General features: G+C 35.3%; 20 protein-coding genes. 17 read left to right on the forward strand and 3 right to left on the reverse strand.

What is annotated here, in order from left to right:
* The first annotated feature begins 108 nt into the window (after positions 1–108).
* Together K1I41_RS10380 and K1I41_RS10385 are read left to right on the forward strand one after the other, a co-directional pair.
* On the forward strand, positions 109–738 hold the full coding sequence (locus K1I41_RS10380) for a metal-independent carbonic anhydrase family protein (RefSeq protein WP_220640281.1): 630 nt from the start codon (positions 109–111) through the stop codon (positions 736–738).
* A 118-nt stretch (positions 739–856) separates the two neighbouring features.
* On the forward strand, positions 857–1555 hold the full coding sequence (locus K1I41_RS10385) for a DUF2490 domain-containing protein (RefSeq protein WP_220640282.1): 699 nt from the start codon (positions 857–859) through the stop codon (positions 1553–1555).
* Positions 1556–1657: 102 nt separating this feature from the next.
* Here K1I41_RS10385 and K1I41_RS10390 read toward each other — a convergent pair whose 3' ends face one another.
* A complete protein-coding gene (locus K1I41_RS10390) occupies positions 1658–2116 on the reverse strand; it encodes an Lrp/AsnC family transcriptional regulator (RefSeq protein ID WP_220640283.1) in 459 nt (152 codons plus the stop codon).
* A 178-nt stretch (positions 2117–2294) separates the two neighbouring features.
* Here K1I41_RS10390 and K1I41_RS10395 point away from each other — a divergent pair, with 178 nt between their 5' ends.
* The 6 genes from K1I41_RS10395 (at position 2295) to K1I41_RS10420 (ending at position 8394) form a co-directional block, all read left to right on the forward strand.
* On the forward strand, positions 2295–3494 hold the full coding sequence (locus tag K1I41_RS10395; protein WP_220640284.1) for an aminotransferase class I/II-fold pyridoxal phosphate-dependent enzyme: 1200 nt from the start codon (positions 2295–2297) through the stop codon (positions 3492–3494).
* A gap of 128 nt (positions 3495–3622) precedes the next feature.
* Complete coding sequence (locus tag K1I41_RS10400; protein ID WP_220640285.1) at positions 3623–4735, forward strand: DUF6920 family protein; 1113 nt, start codon at positions 3623–3625, stop codon at positions 4733–4735.
* Positions 4736–4946: 211 nt separating this feature from the next.
* Positions 4947–7118 (forward strand): S9 family peptidase, encoded by a 2172-nt coding sequence (locus tag K1I41_RS10405; RefSeq protein WP_220640286.1) that lies wholly within the window; start codon positions 4947–4949, stop codon positions 7116–7118.
* Positions 7119–7423: 305 nt separating this feature from the next.
* Positions 7424–7762 carry a PadR family transcriptional regulator gene (locus tag K1I41_RS10410; protein ID WP_220640287.1) on the forward strand — a complete coding sequence of 113 codons (339 nt, stop codon included), beginning with the start codon at positions 7424–7426 and terminating at the stop codon, positions 7760–7762.
* Positions 7759–8190: a hypothetical protein gene (locus K1I41_RS12455; RefSeq protein ID WP_255566920.1), complete on the forward strand. Its 432-nt coding sequence runs from the start codon at positions 7759–7761 to the stop codon at positions 8188–8190. The genes K1I41_RS10410 and K1I41_RS12455 overlap by 4 nt, the downstream gene beginning before the upstream one ends.
* Positions 8191–8214: 24 nt before the next feature.
* Complete coding sequence (locus tag K1I41_RS10420; protein WP_220640288.1) at positions 8215–8394, forward strand: hypothetical protein; 180 nt, start codon at positions 8215–8217, stop codon at positions 8392–8394.
* Positions 8395–8457: 63 nt separating this feature from the next.
* On the opposite strand, the gene K1I41_RS10425 is transcribed toward K1I41_RS10420, so the two are convergent.
* Together K1I41_RS10425 and K1I41_RS10430 are read right to left on the reverse strand one after the other, a co-directional pair.
* Positions 8458–8691 (reverse strand): hypothetical protein, encoded by a 234-nt coding sequence (locus tag K1I41_RS10425; protein ID WP_220640289.1) that lies wholly within the window; start codon positions 8689–8691, stop codon positions 8458–8460.
* 49 nt (positions 8692–8740) lie between these two features.
* A complete protein-coding gene (locus tag K1I41_RS10430; protein ID WP_255566921.1) occupies positions 8741–9904 on the reverse strand; it encodes a THUMP domain-containing class I SAM-dependent RNA methyltransferase in 1164 nt (387 codons plus the stop codon).
* Positions 9905–10164: 260 nt separating this feature from the next.
* Between K1I41_RS10430 and K1I41_RS10435 the strand changes: the two genes are divergently transcribed.
* From K1I41_RS10435 to ribB, 9 genes are all read left to right on the forward strand, one after another.
* Positions 10165–10803 carry a peroxiredoxin gene (locus K1I41_RS10435; protein ID WP_220640290.1) on the forward strand — a complete coding sequence of 213 codons (639 nt, stop codon included), beginning with the start codon at positions 10165–10167 and terminating at the stop codon, positions 10801–10803.
* A 20-nt stretch (positions 10804–10823) separates the two neighbouring features.
* Positions 10824–11138: a thioredoxin family protein gene (locus K1I41_RS10440; RefSeq protein ID WP_220640291.1), complete on the forward strand. Its 315-nt coding sequence runs from the start codon at positions 10824–10826 to the stop codon at positions 11136–11138.
* The gene (locus K1I41_RS10445) at positions 11119–11379 is read left to right on the forward strand and encodes a DUF6952 family protein (protein ID WP_220640292.1); all 261 of its coding nucleotides are present in this window, start codon (positions 11119–11121) and stop codon (positions 11377–11379) included. Before K1I41_RS10440 ends, K1I41_RS10445 begins: the two co-directional genes overlap by 20 nt.
* Positions 11380–11542: 163 nt before the next feature.
* Positions 11543–12040, forward strand: coding sequence for a thiol peroxidase (tpx, locus tag K1I41_RS10450; protein ID WP_220640293.1), 498 nt, complete (start codon positions 11543–11545; stop codon positions 12038–12040).
* 9 nt (positions 12041–12049) lie between these two features.
* The gene (locus K1I41_RS10455) at positions 12050–12427 is read left to right on the forward strand and encodes a diacylglycerol kinase family protein (RefSeq protein WP_374106911.1); all 378 of its coding nucleotides are present in this window, start codon (positions 12050–12052) and stop codon (positions 12425–12427) included.
* A gap of 34 nt (positions 12428–12461) precedes the next feature.
* On the forward strand, positions 12462–14936 hold the full coding sequence (locus K1I41_RS10460) for a DNA translocase FtsK (RefSeq protein ID WP_220640294.1): 2475 nt from the start codon (positions 12462–12464) through the stop codon (positions 14934–14936).
* The gene (gene lolA1 / locus K1I41_RS10465; RefSeq protein ID WP_309508846.1) at positions 14926–15585 is read left to right on the forward strand and encodes an outer membrane lipoprotein periplasmic chaperone LolA1; all 660 of its coding nucleotides are present in this window, start codon (positions 14926–14928) and stop codon (positions 15583–15585) included. The genes K1I41_RS10460 and lolA1 overlap by 11 nt, the downstream gene beginning before the upstream one ends.
* 7 nt (positions 15586–15592) lie before the next feature.
* On the forward strand, positions 15593–17089 hold the full coding sequence (locus K1I41_RS10470; RefSeq protein ID WP_220640296.1) for an LptF/LptG family permease: 1497 nt from the start codon (positions 15593–15595) through the stop codon (positions 17087–17089).
* Positions 17089–18231, forward strand: coding sequence for a 3,4-dihydroxy-2-butanone-4-phosphate synthase (ribB, locus tag K1I41_RS10475; protein ID WP_220640297.1), 1143 nt, complete (start codon positions 17089–17091; stop codon positions 18229–18231). Before K1I41_RS10470 ends, ribB begins: the two co-directional genes overlap by 1 nt.
* Positions 18232–18300: the final 69 nt, after the last annotated feature.

Below are 18300 nucleotides of genomic sequence, written 5' to 3' on the forward strand. Positions count from 1 at the left end.
ATTACTTTTATAGTTAAAAGTAACACTATTAAATTTGAGTTAATTTTCGTTATACTTTGATTATGGAGCAGTAGTTTTGTTTGAGTTATTAATATAAATTCAAGCAAAATGAAAAAATCATTAAATTATCTATTTTTAGCTGTTGCCGCTATGGTATTTGTAGCATGCAACCAAAATCAGAACAGTGGAAGTGAAACAGCATCTGAAAAAAAATCTACAAGCGTAAGCAAAGATGCCGATCATAATCCATTATTGTACTCTGACGAATGTATAACTGAGCGAGAGGTTATAGAAGCCCAGAAACAATGGGGCAATGGTATTGTTAGAATTGGAAAGATATACACCGACGAAGGTGATTACTCTAAGGAAGCGGCAGATTTTATTCAGGAAATGTATGGCTACGATTTAAGCAGCGTATTATTTAAGCCTACTCTTGCCTCTGATGATCAGTTTAGACTAAGCTTTGATGCTGCGCTATCGTATTTTGTAGGGGGTAATGATGCATACCCAGAAGATAAAGGTTTTGCCATAAAGCCATACACCAAAGTGACTTTTGACAATAGTGGCATCATTAACAATAGCTGTCGTATGGCTATAGCTATGGGTAATTACTTTTTTACGGCAACAGATGGTAGTGAAACTAAAGTAGAATATACCTTTGCTTATGTAAAAGATAAAACGGGCAAGCTAAGAATTGTAGCACACCAGTCATCACTGCCTTATAAATCGTCCAAGTAGTCAATACTATTCTTATTTTTAACTACTGAAAGCTTAAAAAAAACTAGATTGCAAATTAAAATGAATTATTTATATAAGCCCAACTTTGAGTATGGAGTTGGGTTTAAATTTTAAGTTTATGAGAAACTATATTTTAACGATAATTTTATGCTTAGGAATATGTACAACAGCTAATGCCCAGGCACCTGACGAAGACCAACTGGGTGCATGGTATATGTATTTTTGGAATACTACCTTTGGTGAGTCCAACTGGGGGTTACAGGGGGATTATCAATATCGTGACTGGCGCGGGCTTGGGGATAGAGAACAACTATTACTTCGTACAGGAGTTACTTATACCCCTAAGGATTCGGGCGTGAAGTTTACTCTTGGCTATGCGAATATTACTACAGGTAGATACGGAACTGATATTGATGCACCAGTTTCTGAAAACAGGATTTATCAGGAAGCATTATTTGGACAAACGGTATGGAAAAAACTCTTACTAACCCACCGAATAAGGTATGAACAACGGTTTGTTGAAGAGCAAGATTTTAGAACGCGTTACCGCTATAATCTTTTTGTAAATATTCCGTTTAAAGGAACAACGTTAGACAAGGGCACTACTTATTTTGCCTTTTATAATGAAATTTTTATCAACGGAGAACGTCAAATAGGCGACGGACGGAGTGTCCAGTTTTTTGACCGTAACCGTACTTATTTAGGACTAGGGTATGCATTAAATAACAACATCAGGTTTCAATTGGGGTGGATGGAGCAAACTACTGTAAACTGGCAAAAAGGTCAGTTACAATTTAGCATGCATCATACTTTTTAACTACTTAACCACAAATTAACAGAAGTGGAAGTTTTTACCTCCATACAAGCATCGGTTTTTAAGTAGCTGCATCTTACCGTTGCGAGCGTTATGCCCGTGTTGCTATACTACCACTACATTAGTGTTCTTAACCTCTTTTATTATAAATATACTGTGCGTACTGCCTATGTGTTGTAAAGTAGTTAGTTTGGTTACCATAAACTCTCTGTAGGCTTCCATATCCTCAACGTATATTTTAAGAATATAGTCATAATCGCCACTTACGTGGTAACACTCCAAAACTTCGTCTAGTTTTTTTACCTCATGTTCAAATTTAGTAAGGTATTCCTTAGTATGCTGTACGAGTTTTATATGACAAAATACACCAAACGACTTTTCTACTTTTTTATGGTTCAATAAAGCAACATAGTTACTAATAATACCCTCGCGTTCTAGTTTTTTAACGCGCTCGTAAACAGCCGTAACCGATAGGTTTAACTTTAAAGATAACTCCTTAGTAGTGCGCCTACTATCCTGCTGCAATAGCATTAATAATTTCTTATCGGTAGCATCTAAATTCATACTGAAAAATTTTCGGCGTTTTATAGCCCTATTAATAAATAATTAAACTAATTATCGGTAAAAAACCAAATGTATAGATTTTTTATCTAAGTAAAAGTCCATCTATTGATTTTTAAGCTATTTTTTATTCAATTTGGTATATTAAAAACAATAACTACTAACTCGAAACTTTTTTATTATGAAATTCAATCCAGCAGATAATATTCAGGATTTGCAATATTTTGGTGAATTCGGTGGCGTTAACCCATCCATTTCCGATTCTTCTACCTATACCTTTTTATCAGCAAAAACAATGTTTGATACTTTTGAGGGTAATGCCGAAGGATGTTACTTATACTCACGCCACTCATCGCCAAGTAATTTATATTTAGGTGAAGCACTTGCTGCTATGGAAGGTACCGAAACTGCCAATGTAGCTGCATCGGGTATGGGGGCTATAACACCTGTATTATTACAGTTTTGTGGTGCAGGCAACCATATTGTATCTAGCCGTACTATATATGGGGGTACATATGCGTTTATGAAGAACTTTTTACCCCGATTGAATATTAATACCGCTTTTGTAGATATTACAAAGCTTGATGTAGTAGAGGCTGCTATTACGCCTAACACTAAAGTGCTATACTGCGAAACCGTAAGTAACCCACTATTGGAGGTTGCTGATATTGAAGGGTTATCTAAAATTGCTAAAAAGCATAACTTAAAACTGGTAGTAGATAATACATTTTCTCCGCTATCAGTATCGCCAGCAAAAATGGGTGCCGATGTGGTAATACACAGCTTAACCAAATTTATTAACGGTAGTAGCGATACTGTTGGTGGCGTTGTATGTGGTACCCAAGAGTTTATCGATTCATTACGAAATGTAAACGACGGGGCGAGTATGCTATTGGGTTCTACAATGGATAGCCTACGTGCATCGAGCATACTTAAAAACTTACGTACGCTACACATCAGAATTAAACAACATAGCCATAATGCCCAATACCTTGCAGAACGTTTTGAAAAAGATGGTATTACAACCGTTTACCCAGGACTTACAAGTCACCCAAGCCACGAGTTGTATAAAGGCATGATTAATCCCGAATACGGCTTTGGTGGTATGCTTACCATAGATGTAGGCTCGTTAGATAAGGCAAATGAACTTATGGAGTTAATGCAAAACCGCAATTTAGGTTACCTTGCTGTAAGTTTAGGTTTTTACAAAACATTATTTAGTGCGCCAGGTAGCTCAACATCGAGCGAGATACCCGAAGATGAGCAAAAAGAAATGGGATTAACCGATGGTCTTATCCGTTTCTCTATAGGTTTGGATAACGATATTGAAAGAACCTATACTATGATGATAGATTGTATTAAAGAGCTTGGAATACTTTAAGCTATATATAAAACAGTATTTAAAAATCCGTTTCCTGCCCGAAACGGATTTTTATTATATTTATAATGCTTTATAAAGCATTATATACTAATTAACTATATTCAATTGTTAGCCACAAACAAAAAACAATGCGAATAGCTTTAATAATTACAATTGGAATACACGGAATTATCCATTTATTAGGATTTCTAAAAGCATTTAATCTATACGAATTTAATGGCATTTCACAGCCGATTTCTGAACCATTCGGAATAATGTGGTTGCTGGCTTGTATTTTGTTTATTATTTCCTCTTTTCTTATACTAATCAATTCCAATTATTGGTGGATAACTGGAATTGTAGGTGTAATTCTTTCACAGTTTTTAATCCTGAATTATTGGAGTGATGCCAAATTCGGAACAATCGTAAATATAATTGTTCTTGTAGCAATATTACTTACATATTCAGCTTTTATGTTTAAGAAAAAAGTGAATGCTGAAGCAGTAAAAATGTTTGAAAATTCTGTTGAAACAGAAAAAAGTATCGTTACAAAACAAATGATTCAGAATTTGCCAACCATAGTCCAAAAATGGTTAGTAAGTAGCGGTACAGTTGGAAAAGAAATCATTTATAATATTTATTTAGAACAAGACTTACAAATGTTGATGAAACCAGAGCAAAAAGACTGGAATAATGGCAAAGCCAAACAATATTTCACAACAAAATCACCTGCCTTCAATTGGTCAGTCAACCTAAAAGTGAACTCATTATTAAATATAGTAGGGAGAGATAAATTTGAAAATGGAAAAGGAGAAATGATAATTAAGCTATTTTCACTCTTTTCAATGGCAAATACAAAAAATAATGAAAAAATAAATCAGGCAGCATTACAACGATATTTGGCAGAAATAGTTTGGTTTCCTTCTTTCGCATTAAGCCCTTATATTACTTGGGAAACAATTGATGAAAAATCTACCAAAGCAACCATGAAATATAAGGAAACTAAAGGCTCGGGCATTTTCTGCTTTGATGAAAATGGTACCTTTAAAAAATTTATAGCAATGCGCTATAAAGATGTGAACGATACCAAAGCTACAGAATGGAAAGTAACTGCTACCAAGACTGAGGAACGGAATGGTATAAAAATACCTGTGGAGTTAACAGCAGAATGGAAATTAAAGAATAGTAGTTGGACTTGGTTAAAAGTAAAAATAACAGACATTAAATACAATGTACAAAAAATGCCAATAGCTGATGAATAGTAGAATAGCCGTCCATTAAGGAAAAAATTAAGAAGTTCTTTTTCTCGCCATACTCCTAAATTTAATTTACAAAATATAAAATATGCTTCCTAAGTAAAGTGTATTTTTGTAACTAATCATTACTACTTACTACTAATACCAATAAATATATTTCGGCGGATTACACAGTTTTGTTAAATTCGCTTTCTAATCTAACAACAAACAGTTTATAATGAGAAAACTATTAGTCTTATTCCTGCTAACCAGTATAGCAGCAACTGCACAACGCAACCTTACCATACAAGAGGCCACTTATGGGCAATACCAAGCATTTGCCGTTAAAAGCCTCGTATCGCCACAATGGCAACCCAATAGTAATACCGTAACGTATTTAAACAGTACATATAGCGCATTAATGCAGCGCAGCGAAAACAACAATTGGGAAGAAAGTACCATGCTTACTAAGCAAGATTTAATGACGGCTTTAAACAGTAAATTTCCTGAGGAGCAATTTATGATGCAAATTTTCCCGTATGGTTATACATGGAGCAACGAGAATACTTTTTTGTTTGATGTAGCTGGAAAAAACGGGAAATATACTGTATTTTTTGATGTAAATACAAAACAAGTTACCAACGCAATAATTACTACCCCAGAAGCCGAGCAACAAGCCTTATCGCCAAACAATAAACATGTTGCTGTATTAAACGGTAATAATATAATTATAACTTCGGGTAATGGTAAAAACGTTACCGTTACTAACGATGCTGATGCCGGTATTGTAAATGGTAGCGATTATACCCACCGCCAAGAATTTGGTATTAATAAAGGCATGTGGTGGAGCCCAGATAGCAATAAACTACTATACTACCGCAAAGACGAAACCATGGTAGATAATTACCCGCTAGTAAACTTTGGCGAACGTATAGCAGCCAATAAAAACGTTAAATACCCTATGGCAGGGTTAAAAAGCGAAGAAGTAACATTAGTAGTGCATGATGTTGCTACAAATAAAAAAACGACATTAAAAACAGATGGGCCTAAAGAGCAGTTTCTTACTACAGTAACATGGTCGCCCAATGGTAAATTTATTTTCGTAGGCGTTTTAAACAGAGAGCAAAATCATCTTAAATTAAACAAATATGATGCTACTACAGGAAACTTTGTAAAAACACTATTCGAAGAAAAAGCAACTACTTACGTAGAGCCTTTACACAACCTAACCTTTGTGCCTAATAAAAATGATGAATTTTTATACCGTACCGAAAAAGAGGGTTATGAGCAATTGTACTTATATAATACCGATGGAAAATTGCTAGAAAAACTAGGCTATAATGATGTTGTTGTTACTGAGTTTTTAGGTTTTGATACTAAAGCTAAAAATGTTTTTTATATGGGTACAGCAAATAATGGTTTGGACAGACAGTTATATAAGGTTAGCTTAAAAAATGGTAAAACAGAGCAAATTACTACACCATCGGGTGTACATAATATTGCATTAAACAGTAATGCTACATTTGCCCTAAATAGTTACAGCAATACTACAACACCAAATAATGTTAGTATTATAAACCTAAAAAATAATAAAACAACTCCCCTATTTAGTGCCGATAACCCGTATACAGGTAAAACAGTTTTACCAAAAATGGAATTGGTAACCGTAACGGCTGCCGATGGTAAAACACCATTAAACGGTAGGCTTATATATCCTGCTGACTTCGATGCTTCTAAAAAATACCCTGTAATGGTATATGTGTATGGCGGACCACATGCACAGCTCATTACCAATAGTTGGTTGGGCGGAGCATCGTTATTTGATTATTATATGGCGCAAAAAGGCTATGTTGTATTTACATTAGATAACAGAGGTAGCGATGCGCGCGGACGTGATTTTGAACATGTAATACACCGACAGTTGGGACAAACAGAGATGGCAGACCAAATAAAGGGTATCGACTTCTTAAAATCGAAATCATTTGTAGATAAAGATAAAATTGGTGTGTATGGCTGGAGTTTTGGCGGTTTTATGACAACTTCGTTAATGACGACATATCCTGAAACTTTTAAAGTAGGTGTTGCTGGTGGTCCTGTTATTGACTGGAAGTTTTACGAAATAATGTATGGCGAACGTTATATGGATATGCCACAGGAAAATCCTGAAGGTTATGCTAAAACAAGCCTTATTGATAAAGCTAAAAATCTGGAAGGACGATTATTAATGATACATGGCGCACAAGACAATGTAGTGGTACAACAGCATAGTATGGAGTTTATACAGGCGTGTATTGAAGCAGGTAAACAAATAGACTACTTTTTGTACCCTACCCACGAGCATAATGTGGGCGGCAGAGACCGTTTTCATTTAAATCAGAAAATCGCCGATTATTTTGATACGTATTTATAAAGAGAATAATAAAAAAACGGAGGCTTAGGTCTCCGTTTTTACTTTATATGCCTAAAAGCAGTAACCAATCAAACGAAAAATACCCACTAATGGGTATTTACAAGACGTATAAAAAAAATAACTTTGTAATGCAATGGTTTGATTAGTATCAATCAGGAAATTCTTTTTTAGGATTTAGAATTGCTGTCAAAAGTTAGGGGTGATTTTTTGACAGCGCACAGGGGCTTTTACAGCCCCTGTTTTTTTTGATTCAAAAGATTATACATTTTTTTTAAATGTATTTAAAAAAAATGTATATTTGTACTATGTATAATAAAGAACTCACCAAAGGAACATTGCAGCCTATTATTTTAAAGCTTATTAGTGAGAGCGATAAGATGTATGGCTACGAGATTACACAAAAAGTAAAAGAGCTTACCAAGGGTAAAATAGATATCTCCGAGGGAGCACTCTACCCCATTCTGCATAAGATGGAAGCCGATAAAGTGCTGGATACTGAAAAGGTTTATATTGGTAAACGGGTACGGAAATATTATAAAATAACCCAATCGGGCAAAAAGGTCGCGTTAGAAATTACTAACGAGCTGAATGATTTTATAGGTACGCTCTCTCTTATTTTTAACGATAAAAAACTAGTAAAATGATAGTTAGCGACACACAGGTTGAATACATAAAAACTAACTTAGAGTTTTACGGTATTACATCGGAAGAACTTAAGGAAGATTTATTAGACCACATTTGTACACAAATAGAAACAGGTAATTGTACTGATTTTGAAAAAGCTTATAATAATAGTTTACAAGCTTTTGGCGGGCATCATGCCATGAGTACAATACAAAAAGAAACAATTGCAATGATAACAGCCAAGAAAAACAGTACACTTCAAAAAATAGTATATATCAGTGGTTACATTTCAACCACATTAATTAGTACGGCAGTTCTTTTTAAAATAATGCATTGGCCAATGGCTGGTATTTTACTAACATTAGGATTTGTAATACTAAACCTATTCTTTTTACCTACTTTCTTTTATCACCGTTACAAATCATCAGAAAAAAAACTATGCGAATAATCATTAATTAAAATCAATCATATCATGAAACGAACAGTTTATTTATTAGGATTCATTACCTTTTTTACTTTAAGTACAAGCGTACTATTTAAAATTATGCACTGGCCTATGGCGGGCATATTACTGGTAATAGGTTTTGTATTGCTAAACTTTGGCTATCTACCTGCTTATTTTTACCAAAAGTACAAAGCCGCAGCAGTTTAAAACATTTTTAAGTTGGTTAACCAAAAAGGAGAGCATGTTGCTCTCCTTTTTCTATTTTATCTATTATTTTATTTCCCTAACGCCTTTCATAAAAAGCCATTTCATAAAAATTTTTTCTTGCCCTTGGTAATTTATAGCCTGAAATTTAGGAGCAAGTATCGTACCTACTATAAAAGCGGTTACTGGAATCCAAAGCCCCGAAAGGTCGGTAAACTGTGGTATGGTAAAGTATAACAGTAAAAATATAGGTGCAAACCCCAAAAGGTTATATAGTATTGCTTTTGTTTTTTTATTCATAATTATGTTGTAATTGCTATCGCAAATATTTTATTGATTGTATATTACTTTAAGGTGCTGTTTGCTGGAATTTAGCTTTCTTACTCCCTTCGTACATTTCGTATTTTACTAATCTGGACTCTAATTTACCATTAAACAGTTTTATTTTTCGGGACGGACGTAGCCCTACAAACTTTAATGCCTCTAGGTTTGCCGTTATAAACCAAGCATTAGTACCAGGGTAGCCTTGCTTTAAGGTATCGCCTATTTCTCTGTAAAAACGTTCCATATCAATATCCAAACGTTCGCCATAGGGCGGATTAAATACAATATGTAAAGGTCCTTGCGTATCTTTCTCGGTATCAAAAAAGTTTTCGCGTGCTATAGTAATATAATCGTCCAGATTAGCATTTCGTATATTATCACGTGCCTTCTCTACTGCCGATGGTGCTTTATCGTACCCTTTTATAGTATAATGGAACTCGCGTACTTTTTTCATTAACGAGTCAATAATTGCTTCAAACAAGTCATTATCCCAATCTGCCCATTTTTCAAAAGCAAATTCCTTTCGGTTTAAATTAGGTGGTATATTACAGGCTATCATAGCAGCCTCAGCCAGTATTGTACCACTACCACACATGGGATCCAAAAAATCGCCCTGTCCGTCCCAACCACTATGCAATAACATACCTGCAGCAAGCACCTCGTTAATTGGGGCTATGTTGGTAGCGGTACGATACCCACGTTGGTGTAACGAATTCCCCGAAGTATCTAACGCTACAGAGCATTGATCGTTATGAATATGCACATTAATACGCAAGTCTGGAAAATCTTTATCAATACTAGGGCGTTTGCCAAACTTATTTCTAAACTGGTCTACAATAGCATCTTTAGTTTTTAAAGCTATAAATTGCGAGTGGTTAAAATGGTCAGAATGTAAGGTTACATCTATTACAAAGGATTGGTTTACATCCATATAATCAGACCAATTTATCCCCTGTATGCCTTTGTATAAACTATTTTCGTTATACGCTCTAAAATAGTAAATTGGTTTTAATATTTTTAGGGCTGTACGCAAAGCAAGGTTAGCTTTGTACATAAAACCTTTATCGCCTTTAAAGCTCACCATACGCACGCCTTTTTCTACTTCCTGTGCGCCCAGTACTTGCAGTTCTTTTGCTAGTAAATCTTCAAAACCAAATAAGGTTTTGGCAATCATTTTAAAATTTTCCATGCTCCATTTTCAGTATTCTGTGCAAAAATAAGGTAAATAATTAGTATTTATCTGTTGTGGTGCATTATTACGGTAGTATAACAAAATTTGTAAAATAAAAACCAATTCATCTTGTATTTTAAAACCTTATTAACTAACTTCTTTTATATAGTTTTTTTCTATCGTAATATAAACAAATATGATAAGTATCATTTACATATAACTCGCATTCTGGCTACATTTGTGGTGTAGAAAAAAATAACCATTTAAACTTAATACTTATGTCATTAGTAGGAAAAAAATTCCCAAACATTACCGTAGATGCTATCTCTGATATGGGAGATAACCTTTCAATTAACGTTTACGAAGAAGCTGTAAACAACAAGAAAAAAGTATTGTTATTCTGGTATCCTAAAGATTTTACTTTTGTTTGTCCTACCGAGCTTCATGCCTTTCAAGAAGCTTTAGGTGAGTTCGAAAAAAGAAACACTATGGTAATTGGTGCCTCTTGCGATACCAACGAGGTACACTTTGCATGGTTAAACACTGCTAAAGATAATGGCGGTATAGAGGGCGTTACGTACCCAATACTTGCTGATACGACCAGAAACCTATCGAACATTTTAGGTATTTTAGATATCGAATCGTCAAGCTACGATGAGGATAACGACTCTGTTATCATCTCTGGTTCTAATGTTACGTACCGTGCTACGTATTTAATAGACGAAACAGGTAAAATATTCCACGAAAGTGTAAACGATATGCCATTAGGTAGAAACGTAAACGAGTACCTACGCCTTATTGATGCCTATACGCACGTACAGGAAAAAGGTGAGGTTTGCCCAGCAAACTGGGAAGAAGGTAAAGAAGCTATGACTGCCGACAGAAAAGGTGTTGCTTCGTACCTAAGCAGTAACTAATAACTTTAAAAATTACCACTATGTTACAGGAACTTGAAAAAGATAATCTTTCAGAAATTGTTAACCAAGAAGATACAGTAGTAGTACAATACTCTGCTGGATGGTGCGGTAACTGTAGGATAATGAAGCCTAAATTTAAAAAAATGGCAGCAGCACATGAGAATGTAACATTTGTTATAGCTGATGCTGAGAACTTTCCAGAATCTCGAAAATTGGCTAAGGTAGATAACCTACCTACGTTTGCTGCCTTTAAAAACGGCAACTTGGTTAACCAAGTACAAACCAACAAACTTGAAATTTTAAGCAATTTAGTTGATGAAGTTACCAGTAATTAAGCATTTAACTGATTTTATAGCAGAAAACGATCAGGACTACGTAGTAGAAACGATTGAGGTGCTAGAGGCGTTAACCGAAGTATCTTTGTTAAAAGATGAAGAACTAGATGTTATTGGCGAATTAATATCGAATATGTACGGCGCGCTTGAGGTTAACAAGATGATGAAAGATGGTATGAGCAAAAAGGATGCGGTTAATACTTTTATGCAGCGCGTTCTTGGCGCAATAGATAAGAATTAGAATTTTAATAATTGAGCTAAAAGGTGCTTTCGGTAACGGAAGCACCTTTTTTTATTATTGTACTAATAAATAATACCAAACAGCCCTGTAATATAAAAGTACAGCTATACCAAAATTGCATGCAATATAATTTGTACTTTTGCTTACTTAAAATATATAGCAAATGGCAGATATAACCTTAGGCGGAAACCCTGTAAAAACATTAGGCAACTTACCTGAAAAAGGCACTAAAGCACCTGATTTTAATCTTGTAAAGACAGACCTTAGCACAGCATCCCTTACCGATTTTAAAGGGCATAAATTGGTACTAAACATATTCCCAAGTGTAGATACAGGTACATGTGCTGCATCAGTACGAAAATTTAACGAGAAAGCATCGGCATTAGATAATACTAAAGTATTGTGCATATCGCGCGATTTACCTTTTGCACAAAATCGTTTTTGCGGTGCCGAAGGTTTAGAGAGTGTTATTTCTCTATCTGATTTTAGGGATGGTAGTTTTGGTAACGATTATGGGCTTACGGTTACTAACGGATCGCTGGAAGGTTTACACTCTAGAGTTGTAATTGTAGTTAATGAAGTAGGAGATATAGTATATACGGAGCAGGTTGCCGATATAAAGGATGAACCTGACTACGAGAGTGCACTTGCTGCACTATAAATTAGAGTAATGAAAGATAAAAGGTTTGTAAAAGGTAGGCTTAAAAGCGTTGTATATGCTTTTAAAGGTGCCTATAAATTGGTTACTACAGAGCATAGTATTATGGTACAATTTACCATAGCCATACTGGTAACCCTAGCAGGCTTTATCTTTAACATATCTGCTACAGAGTGGCTTATTCAAACCCTAGCCATAGGATTAGTACTAGGTATAGAAGGTGTAAATACAGCCATTGAAAAAATTGCCGACTTTATTCACCCGCAATACCACGAACGCATTGGTTTTATAAAAGATATTGCTGCGGGTGCTGTATTTTTTGCAGCACTTACCGCATTGGCTGTAGGTAGTATTATTTATTACCCCAAGGTTTTCCTATTATTCAACTAAATTGATATTTTTACAGTTAAAGAAAGTTCTCTAAATGGCAAAAACCAAAAAAGCTACAACAAATAAAACGGCTAAACCAGCACCTAAAAAAAGAAAATTAGTACTATCGCGTAGTAACAAAGTATTGCTAGGCGTATTTTCTTTTCTGTTTGCTATAGCCCTACTCCTTTCGTTTGTATCTTATTTTCTGTATGGTAATTACGACCAGAGTGAAGTTAACGAACTTATTAATCGTAACGAAACAGTACACAACTGGCTAGGCAAGTTTGGTGCTTACCTTGCCAATTTGTTTTTATACCATGGTTTTGGTGTAGCATCGTTTATACTCATACGCTTCTTTTGCTTACTAGGAGCTTATTTGGTGTTAGATTTACCTGCATCCAAACTTAAAAAAACACTTTTTTGGGATTTATACCTTACTATAATTGTATCGGTACTTTTTGGGTTCTTTAACCAATACTTACCCGAGCTTGGCGGTGTTATTGGTTTTGAGGTAAACCTTTTTATGCAAGACTATTTGGGTAAAACAGGTACCATGCTCGTACTTATATTCGGGCTTTGTGTATTTTTACTACTGCGCATAAAAGTATCGCCCGATGCTATAAAATCGTTTTTAGAGAAAAAGCGCGAAGCGAAAGAAGAAGCTGAAAAAGAAAATACTACACCCGACACCACCACAACAGAAACACAGTCCGCTCCTACTGCAGTTGCAGAAGAGGTACCTGAATTGGTAATGGATGATGCCTTTGAACCTAAAAAGGACGAATCTGAGCACGAACTGGATAATATTACATTAAGCGTAAAACCATCGCAATTTGAAATTAATACCGATGATTTAAAACCAACAATAACCAACGCTTCGGAAATTAAATTAAAAACAGAACCTTCTGTAGAGGAAACTGAAGCCCCTGCGAAAGAAAGTTTTGTAATTGAACAATTGGCAGAAGAAGAAGTTGTATCAGAAAACCTATCGGATAAATTAGTAGAAGATTTTGGGGAGTTCGACCCTACTCTAGACCTCTCTAATTATCAATTCCCATCCATAGAGCTATTAAAAGATTATTCTTCGGGTGGTATTACTATTAATCAAGAAGAATTAGAGGAAAATAAAAACCGTATTGTAGAAACACTGCGCAATTATAAAATTGATATTGCTCAAATTAAAGCCACGGTAGGCCCTACAGTAACACTTTATGAGATTATACCCGAAGCAGGAATACGCATCTCTAAAATTAAAAACTTAGAAGACGATATTGCACTTTCGTTATCGGCATTAGGTATTCGTATTATAGCACCTATACCTGGTAAAGGTACAATTGGTATAGAAGTACCGAACAAGAAACCTACTATGGTTTCCATGAAGAGTGTTATTGCATCGCCTAAATTCCAAAATGCAGAAATGGAATTACCCGTTGCCTTAGGTAAAACCATATCTAACGAAACCTTTGTGGTCGATTTAGCCAAAATGCCACACCTACTTATGGCGGGTGCAACAGGTCAGGGTAAATCGGTAGGGTTAAATGCAGTACTTACCTCATTACTCTACAAAAAACACCCTGCCGAAGTTAAATTTGTATTAGTAGACCCTAAAAAAGTAGAACTTACACTATTTAATAAAATAGAACGCCATTATTTAGCAAAATTACCCGATGATGGCGATGCTATTATTACCGATAACACTAAAGTAATTCACACCTTAAACTCGTTATGTATTGAAATGGACGACCGTTACAACCTGTTAAAAGATGCAATGGTGCGTAACATTAAGGAGTATAACGATAAGTTTAGAAAGCGTAAGCTAAACCCCGAAAACGGACACCGTTTTTTACCTTATGTAGTATTGGTAGTAGATGAATTTGCCGACCTTATTATGACGGCAGGTAAAGAGGTAGAAACCCCTATTGCAAGGCTGGCACAGCTTGCACGTGCCATAGGCATTCATTTAATTATTGCAACACAACGCCCATCGGTTAACGTAATTACAGGTATTATTAAAGCCAACTTCCCTGCTAGGATTGCCTTTAGAGTAACATCGAAAATTGATTCGAGAACCATTTTAGATAGCCAAGGAGCCGACCAGCTTATTGGTCGTGGTGATTTGCTTTATACACAGGGTAACGATATTACAAGGGTACAATGTGCTTTTGTAGATACCCCAGAAGTTGAAAAAATAACAGAGTTTATCGGGTCGCAAAAAGCCTACCCCGATGCTTACTTGCTACCAGAGTACGTAGGCGAAGAAAGTGGCACTAATCTTGATAATGATATTTCCGAAAGAGATGCGATGTTTAGAGAAGCTGCCGAAGTTATTGTAACCGCACAACAAGGCTCGGCATCATTACTGCAACGTAAGCTAAAATTAGGATACAACCGTGCAGGTAGGCTTATAGATCAACTAGAAGCAGCAGGTATTGTAGGACCATTTGAAGGAAGTAAAGCACGAGGCGTACTAATACCCGATATGGCAGCTCTGGAACTATTTTTTAAAAATGAAGAAAATGATGTTTAACATACAAAAAAGTGTATGCTTGCTAATGGTAATGCTTACATTTTCTTTTTCGAGTACAGCACAAAACTCGGAAAAAGCTAAAAACTTACTCGACCAAGTTTCACTTAAAATAAGAAGTTACGATAACATCGTACTCGATTTTAAATATACTGTGGCAAACCCCGATACAAACCTGTACCAAGAAAGTAAAGGCAATGTAGCTTTAAAAGGCGACCAATATGTACTTAATATTATGGGTATTACCCGTATTTACGATGGTAGTAAAGTATATAATATTGTACCCGAAGATGAGGAAATATCAATATCTACGTTTGACGATCAGAATAGTGACGAACTTACACCTGCAAAAATGTTCTCGTTTTTTAATGTAGGTTATAAGTACATATGGGATATTAGCCAAAACATTAAGGGAAGAAAAATACAGTACATAAAACTGAAGCCTTTAGATAAAAATAATGGTACTAAAGAAGTACTTATTGGTATTGATTTACAGACTAAGCATATTTATAACCTGTTGAAAATAGACAAAGACGGCACTAAAACAACGTTTACAATAAATTCTTTTAAAACGAACCAACCTTTGTCAAAAAATCACTTTACCTTTACAGAAAGTAAATATCCTAACTACTACATCAACAGATTAGACTAAGTTTCTGGTGAAAATATTAGACCGTTACATCCTAACTTCGTTTCTTAAAACATTTGCAACTGTATTTGTTATCCTGTTCTTTATCTTTATTTTACAAGGTATATGGCTCTTTATTGCCGAACTTGCAGGTAAAGATCTTGATGCTTGGCTAGTAGTAAAATTTCTGCTTTTTTATTCTCCCAATATTGTACCGCTAGTACTTCCACTCTCAATTTTATTAGCCTCGATAATGACTTTTGGTAATTTTGCCGAAAATTACGAGTTTGCTGCTATGAAATCCTCTGGAATATCGTTAAAAAGAGCCATGAGGTCACTTACCGTATTTATTTTCGCATTAAGTATTGTAGCTTTCTTTTTTGCAAATAACGTTATACCACGTGCTCACTACAAGTTTATCAATCTTCGTAAAAACATAGTACAACGTAAGCCTGCAATGGCAATTGTACAAGGACAATTTAATGCAATAGGGAACTTTAATATTAAGGTAGACAAAAAATCGGGCGAAAATGGAGAGAAACTCGAAGGCGTAACCATACACAAACGCCTGCCTGGTGCTACAAACACTACAGTAATACGCTCTAAAACAGGATTATTACGCAGTAGCGAAAACGATAACCTACTACAACTTGAACTTTTTGATGGTTATTATTACGAAGAGATTACTACAAAAAAACCTGCCGAGCGCAAAAAAGTACCCTTTGCAAAAAGTAGTTTCTCAAAGCAAGTAATGAATATTGACCTTACTATGTTAAATAATAACGACATGGATAAGGAGCAAATAGCGCATACAAATACTATGCTTAACCTTAAGGAATTAGTGTATACAATAGATTCTTTAGAGTCCAACTACAGTAAGGAACGACAAAGTATTACCGATAATATTACAAACAGGATAAACCTTACCTTATCCAAACCAAAAATTATAAATCCAATTCTGGACAAAAAAATTGTTGATACTACAGAGGTAGCCAATACATTAGCGGAAAGGGATAGCGTACCCGATAAACTACTAGCACTTTTTGATACCAACGAAGATAAAAACAGACTCTTGGAAATTGCCAGTAACAGCCTAAACAGTTCAAAATTTGTAATTAGTTCAGGGCAAAATCAAGTACGCGAAAAAATAAAAAGTATTAATAGTCACTGGCACTCATTATACGAGAAATTTGTAATTGGCTTCGCCTGCATATTAATGTTTTTTATAGGAGCACCGCTAGGAGCTATTATACGCAAGGGTGGACTTGGACTACCCATTGTATTTGCAATACTAATATTTATAATTTTCCACTTTATAAACACGTTTGGTAAAAAACTAGCACAAGAAAATGGTATACCTCCATTTTTAGGCGCATGGATGTCATCCTTCGTACTAAGCCCACTGGCTATATTACTAACGTATAGAGCAACTAATGATATTGGACTAATTAACATGGATAATGTTTTATTGCCATTACAAAAATTAGCACAAAAACTATTCAAAGCAAAATCTAAAGAAGCGAAATAATGCTAACTACACAACAAAGCGAAATACAACTAAATACAATAGAAGAAGCTATTGAAGACATACGAAACGGAAAAGTAATTATTGTAGTAGATGACGAAGACCGTGAAAATGAAGGCGATTTTTTGGCTGCCGCTGATAAAGTAACACCCGAAATGATAAACTTTATGGCTACGCATGGTAAAGGGCTTATATGCACACCACTTACCGAAAAACGCTGCAAAGAACTTGAGCTACACGTTATGGTAAACAACAATACCGATGCCATGCAAACGGCATTTACCGTATCGGTAGATCTTAGAGGAAAAGGTGTAACAACAGGTATATCGGCACAGGACAGAGCAAAAACAGTAGAAGCCCTTGTAGATACTAAAACAAAAGCTTACGAGTTAGGGCGCCCTGGGCATATATTTCCGCTAATAGCTAAAGAAGGCGGTGTACTACGTAGAACAGGGCATACAGAGGCCGCTATTGACTTTGCAAGGCTTGCAGGATTCCAGCCTGCAGGTGTTATTTGCGAAATAATGAACGATAATGGTACAATGGCTCGACTACCCGAACTATATGAGGTAGCAAAGAAGTTTGACTTAAAATTAGTATCTATAGAAGACTTGGTTGCTTACAGAATGCAGCACGATAGGCTAATACATAAAGTAGAAGATTTTGAGATTAATACACGCTTTGGTACGTTTCGTTTGAGAGCTTATGAACAAACAACTAATAAACAAGTACACATTGCCCTAACCAAAGGAAGCTGGAATATTGGAGAGCCTATACTTACCCGTATTAATGCCACACAGGTAAATAACGACATATTGGGTACACTTACTAAAAATGCTGACAGTAAACTGGAAAAGATTTTTAACCGAATTAACAAAGAAGATAAAGCAGCCGTACTATTTATAAACCAAGAAATACGCCCCACCGAGTTACTAACACGCTTAAAAGAGCTAAAAGTATTGCAAACAAAAGGGGTTAGCGAAGCCCCACAAATTAAAATGGATGCTAAGGACTTTGGTATTGGTGCACAAATATTACACGATATTGATATCTCTAAAATACGATTGGTAACCAACTCTGGAGAAACAAAACGTGTGGGAATGATAGGTTACGGACTAGAAATAACTGAATATGTAACTTTTTAAAAATTTATTTTTTTATTAAATTACAGTTAATGAAAGGGTTAAAAAACACACCCTAACTATTTCACATTT

Origin of the sequence: Flavobacterium litorale, assembly GCF_019613795.1 — a bacterium.
GTDB classification, from domain to species: domain Bacteria; phylum Bacteroidota; class Bacteroidia; order Flavobacteriales; family Flavobacteriaceae; genus Flavobacterium; species Flavobacterium litorale.

Coding starts and splice junctions, on each gene's coding strand:
- K1I41_RS10380 (WP_220640281.1), top strand. CDS start 109: ATGAAAAAATCATTAAATTATCTATTTTTAGCTGTTGCCGCTATGGTA.
- K1I41_RS10385 (WP_220640282.1), top strand. CDS start 857: ATGAGAAACTATATTTTAACGATAATTTTATGCTTAGGAATATGTACA.
- K1I41_RS10390 (WP_220640283.1), bottom strand. CDS start 2,116: ATGAATTTAGATGCTACCGATAAGAAATTATTAATGCTATTGCAGCAG.
- K1I41_RS10395 (WP_220640284.1), top strand. CDS start 2,295: ATGAAATTCAATCCAGCAGATAATATTCAGGATTTGCAATATTTTGGT.
- K1I41_RS10400 (WP_220640285.1), top strand. CDS start 3,623: ATGCGAATAGCTTTAATAATTACAATTGGAATACACGGAATTATCCAT.
- K1I41_RS10405 (WP_220640286.1), top strand. CDS start 4,947: ATGAGAAAACTATTAGTCTTATTCCTGCTAACCAGTATAGCAGCAACT.
- K1I41_RS10410 (WP_220640287.1), top strand. CDS start 7,424: ATGTATAATAAAGAACTCACCAAAGGAACATTGCAGCCTATTATTTTA.
- K1I41_RS12455 (WP_255566920.1), top strand. CDS start 7,759: ATGATAGTTAGCGACACACAGGTTGAATACATAAAAACTAACTTAGAG.
- K1I41_RS10420 (WP_220640288.1), top strand. CDS start 8,215: ATGAAACGAACAGTTTATTTATTAGGATTCATTACCTTTTTTACTTTA.
- K1I41_RS10425 (WP_220640289.1), bottom strand. CDS start 8,691: ATGAATAAAAAAACAAAAGCAATACTATATAACCTTTTGGGGTTTGCA.
- K1I41_RS10430 (WP_255566921.1), bottom strand. CDS start 9,904: ATGGAAAATTTTAAAATGATTGCCAAAACCTTATTTGGTTTTGAAGAT.
- K1I41_RS10435 (WP_220640290.1), top strand. CDS start 10,165: ATGTCATTAGTAGGAAAAAAATTCCCAAACATTACCGTAGATGCTATC.
- K1I41_RS10440 (WP_220640291.1), top strand. CDS start 10,824: ATGTTACAGGAACTTGAAAAAGATAATCTTTCAGAAATTGTTAACCAA.
- K1I41_RS10445 (WP_220640292.1), top strand. CDS start 11,119: ATGAAGTTACCAGTAATTAAGCATTTAACTGATTTTATAGCAGAAAAC.
- tpx (WP_220640293.1), top strand. CDS start 11,543: ATGGCAGATATAACCTTAGGCGGAAACCCTGTAAAAACATTAGGCAAC.
- K1I41_RS10455 (WP_374106911.1), top strand. CDS start 12,050: ATGAAAGATAAAAGGTTTGTAAAAGGTAGGCTTAAAAGCGTTGTATAT.
- K1I41_RS10460 (WP_220640294.1), top strand. CDS start 12,462: ATGGCAAAAACCAAAAAAGCTACAACAAATAAAACGGCTAAACCAGCA.
- lolA1 (WP_309508846.1), top strand. CDS start 14,926: ATGATGTTTAACATACAAAAAAGTGTATGCTTGCTAATGGTAATGCTT.
- ribB (WP_220640297.1), top strand. CDS start 17,089: ATGCTAACTACACAACAAAGCGAAATACAACTAAATACAATAGAAGAA.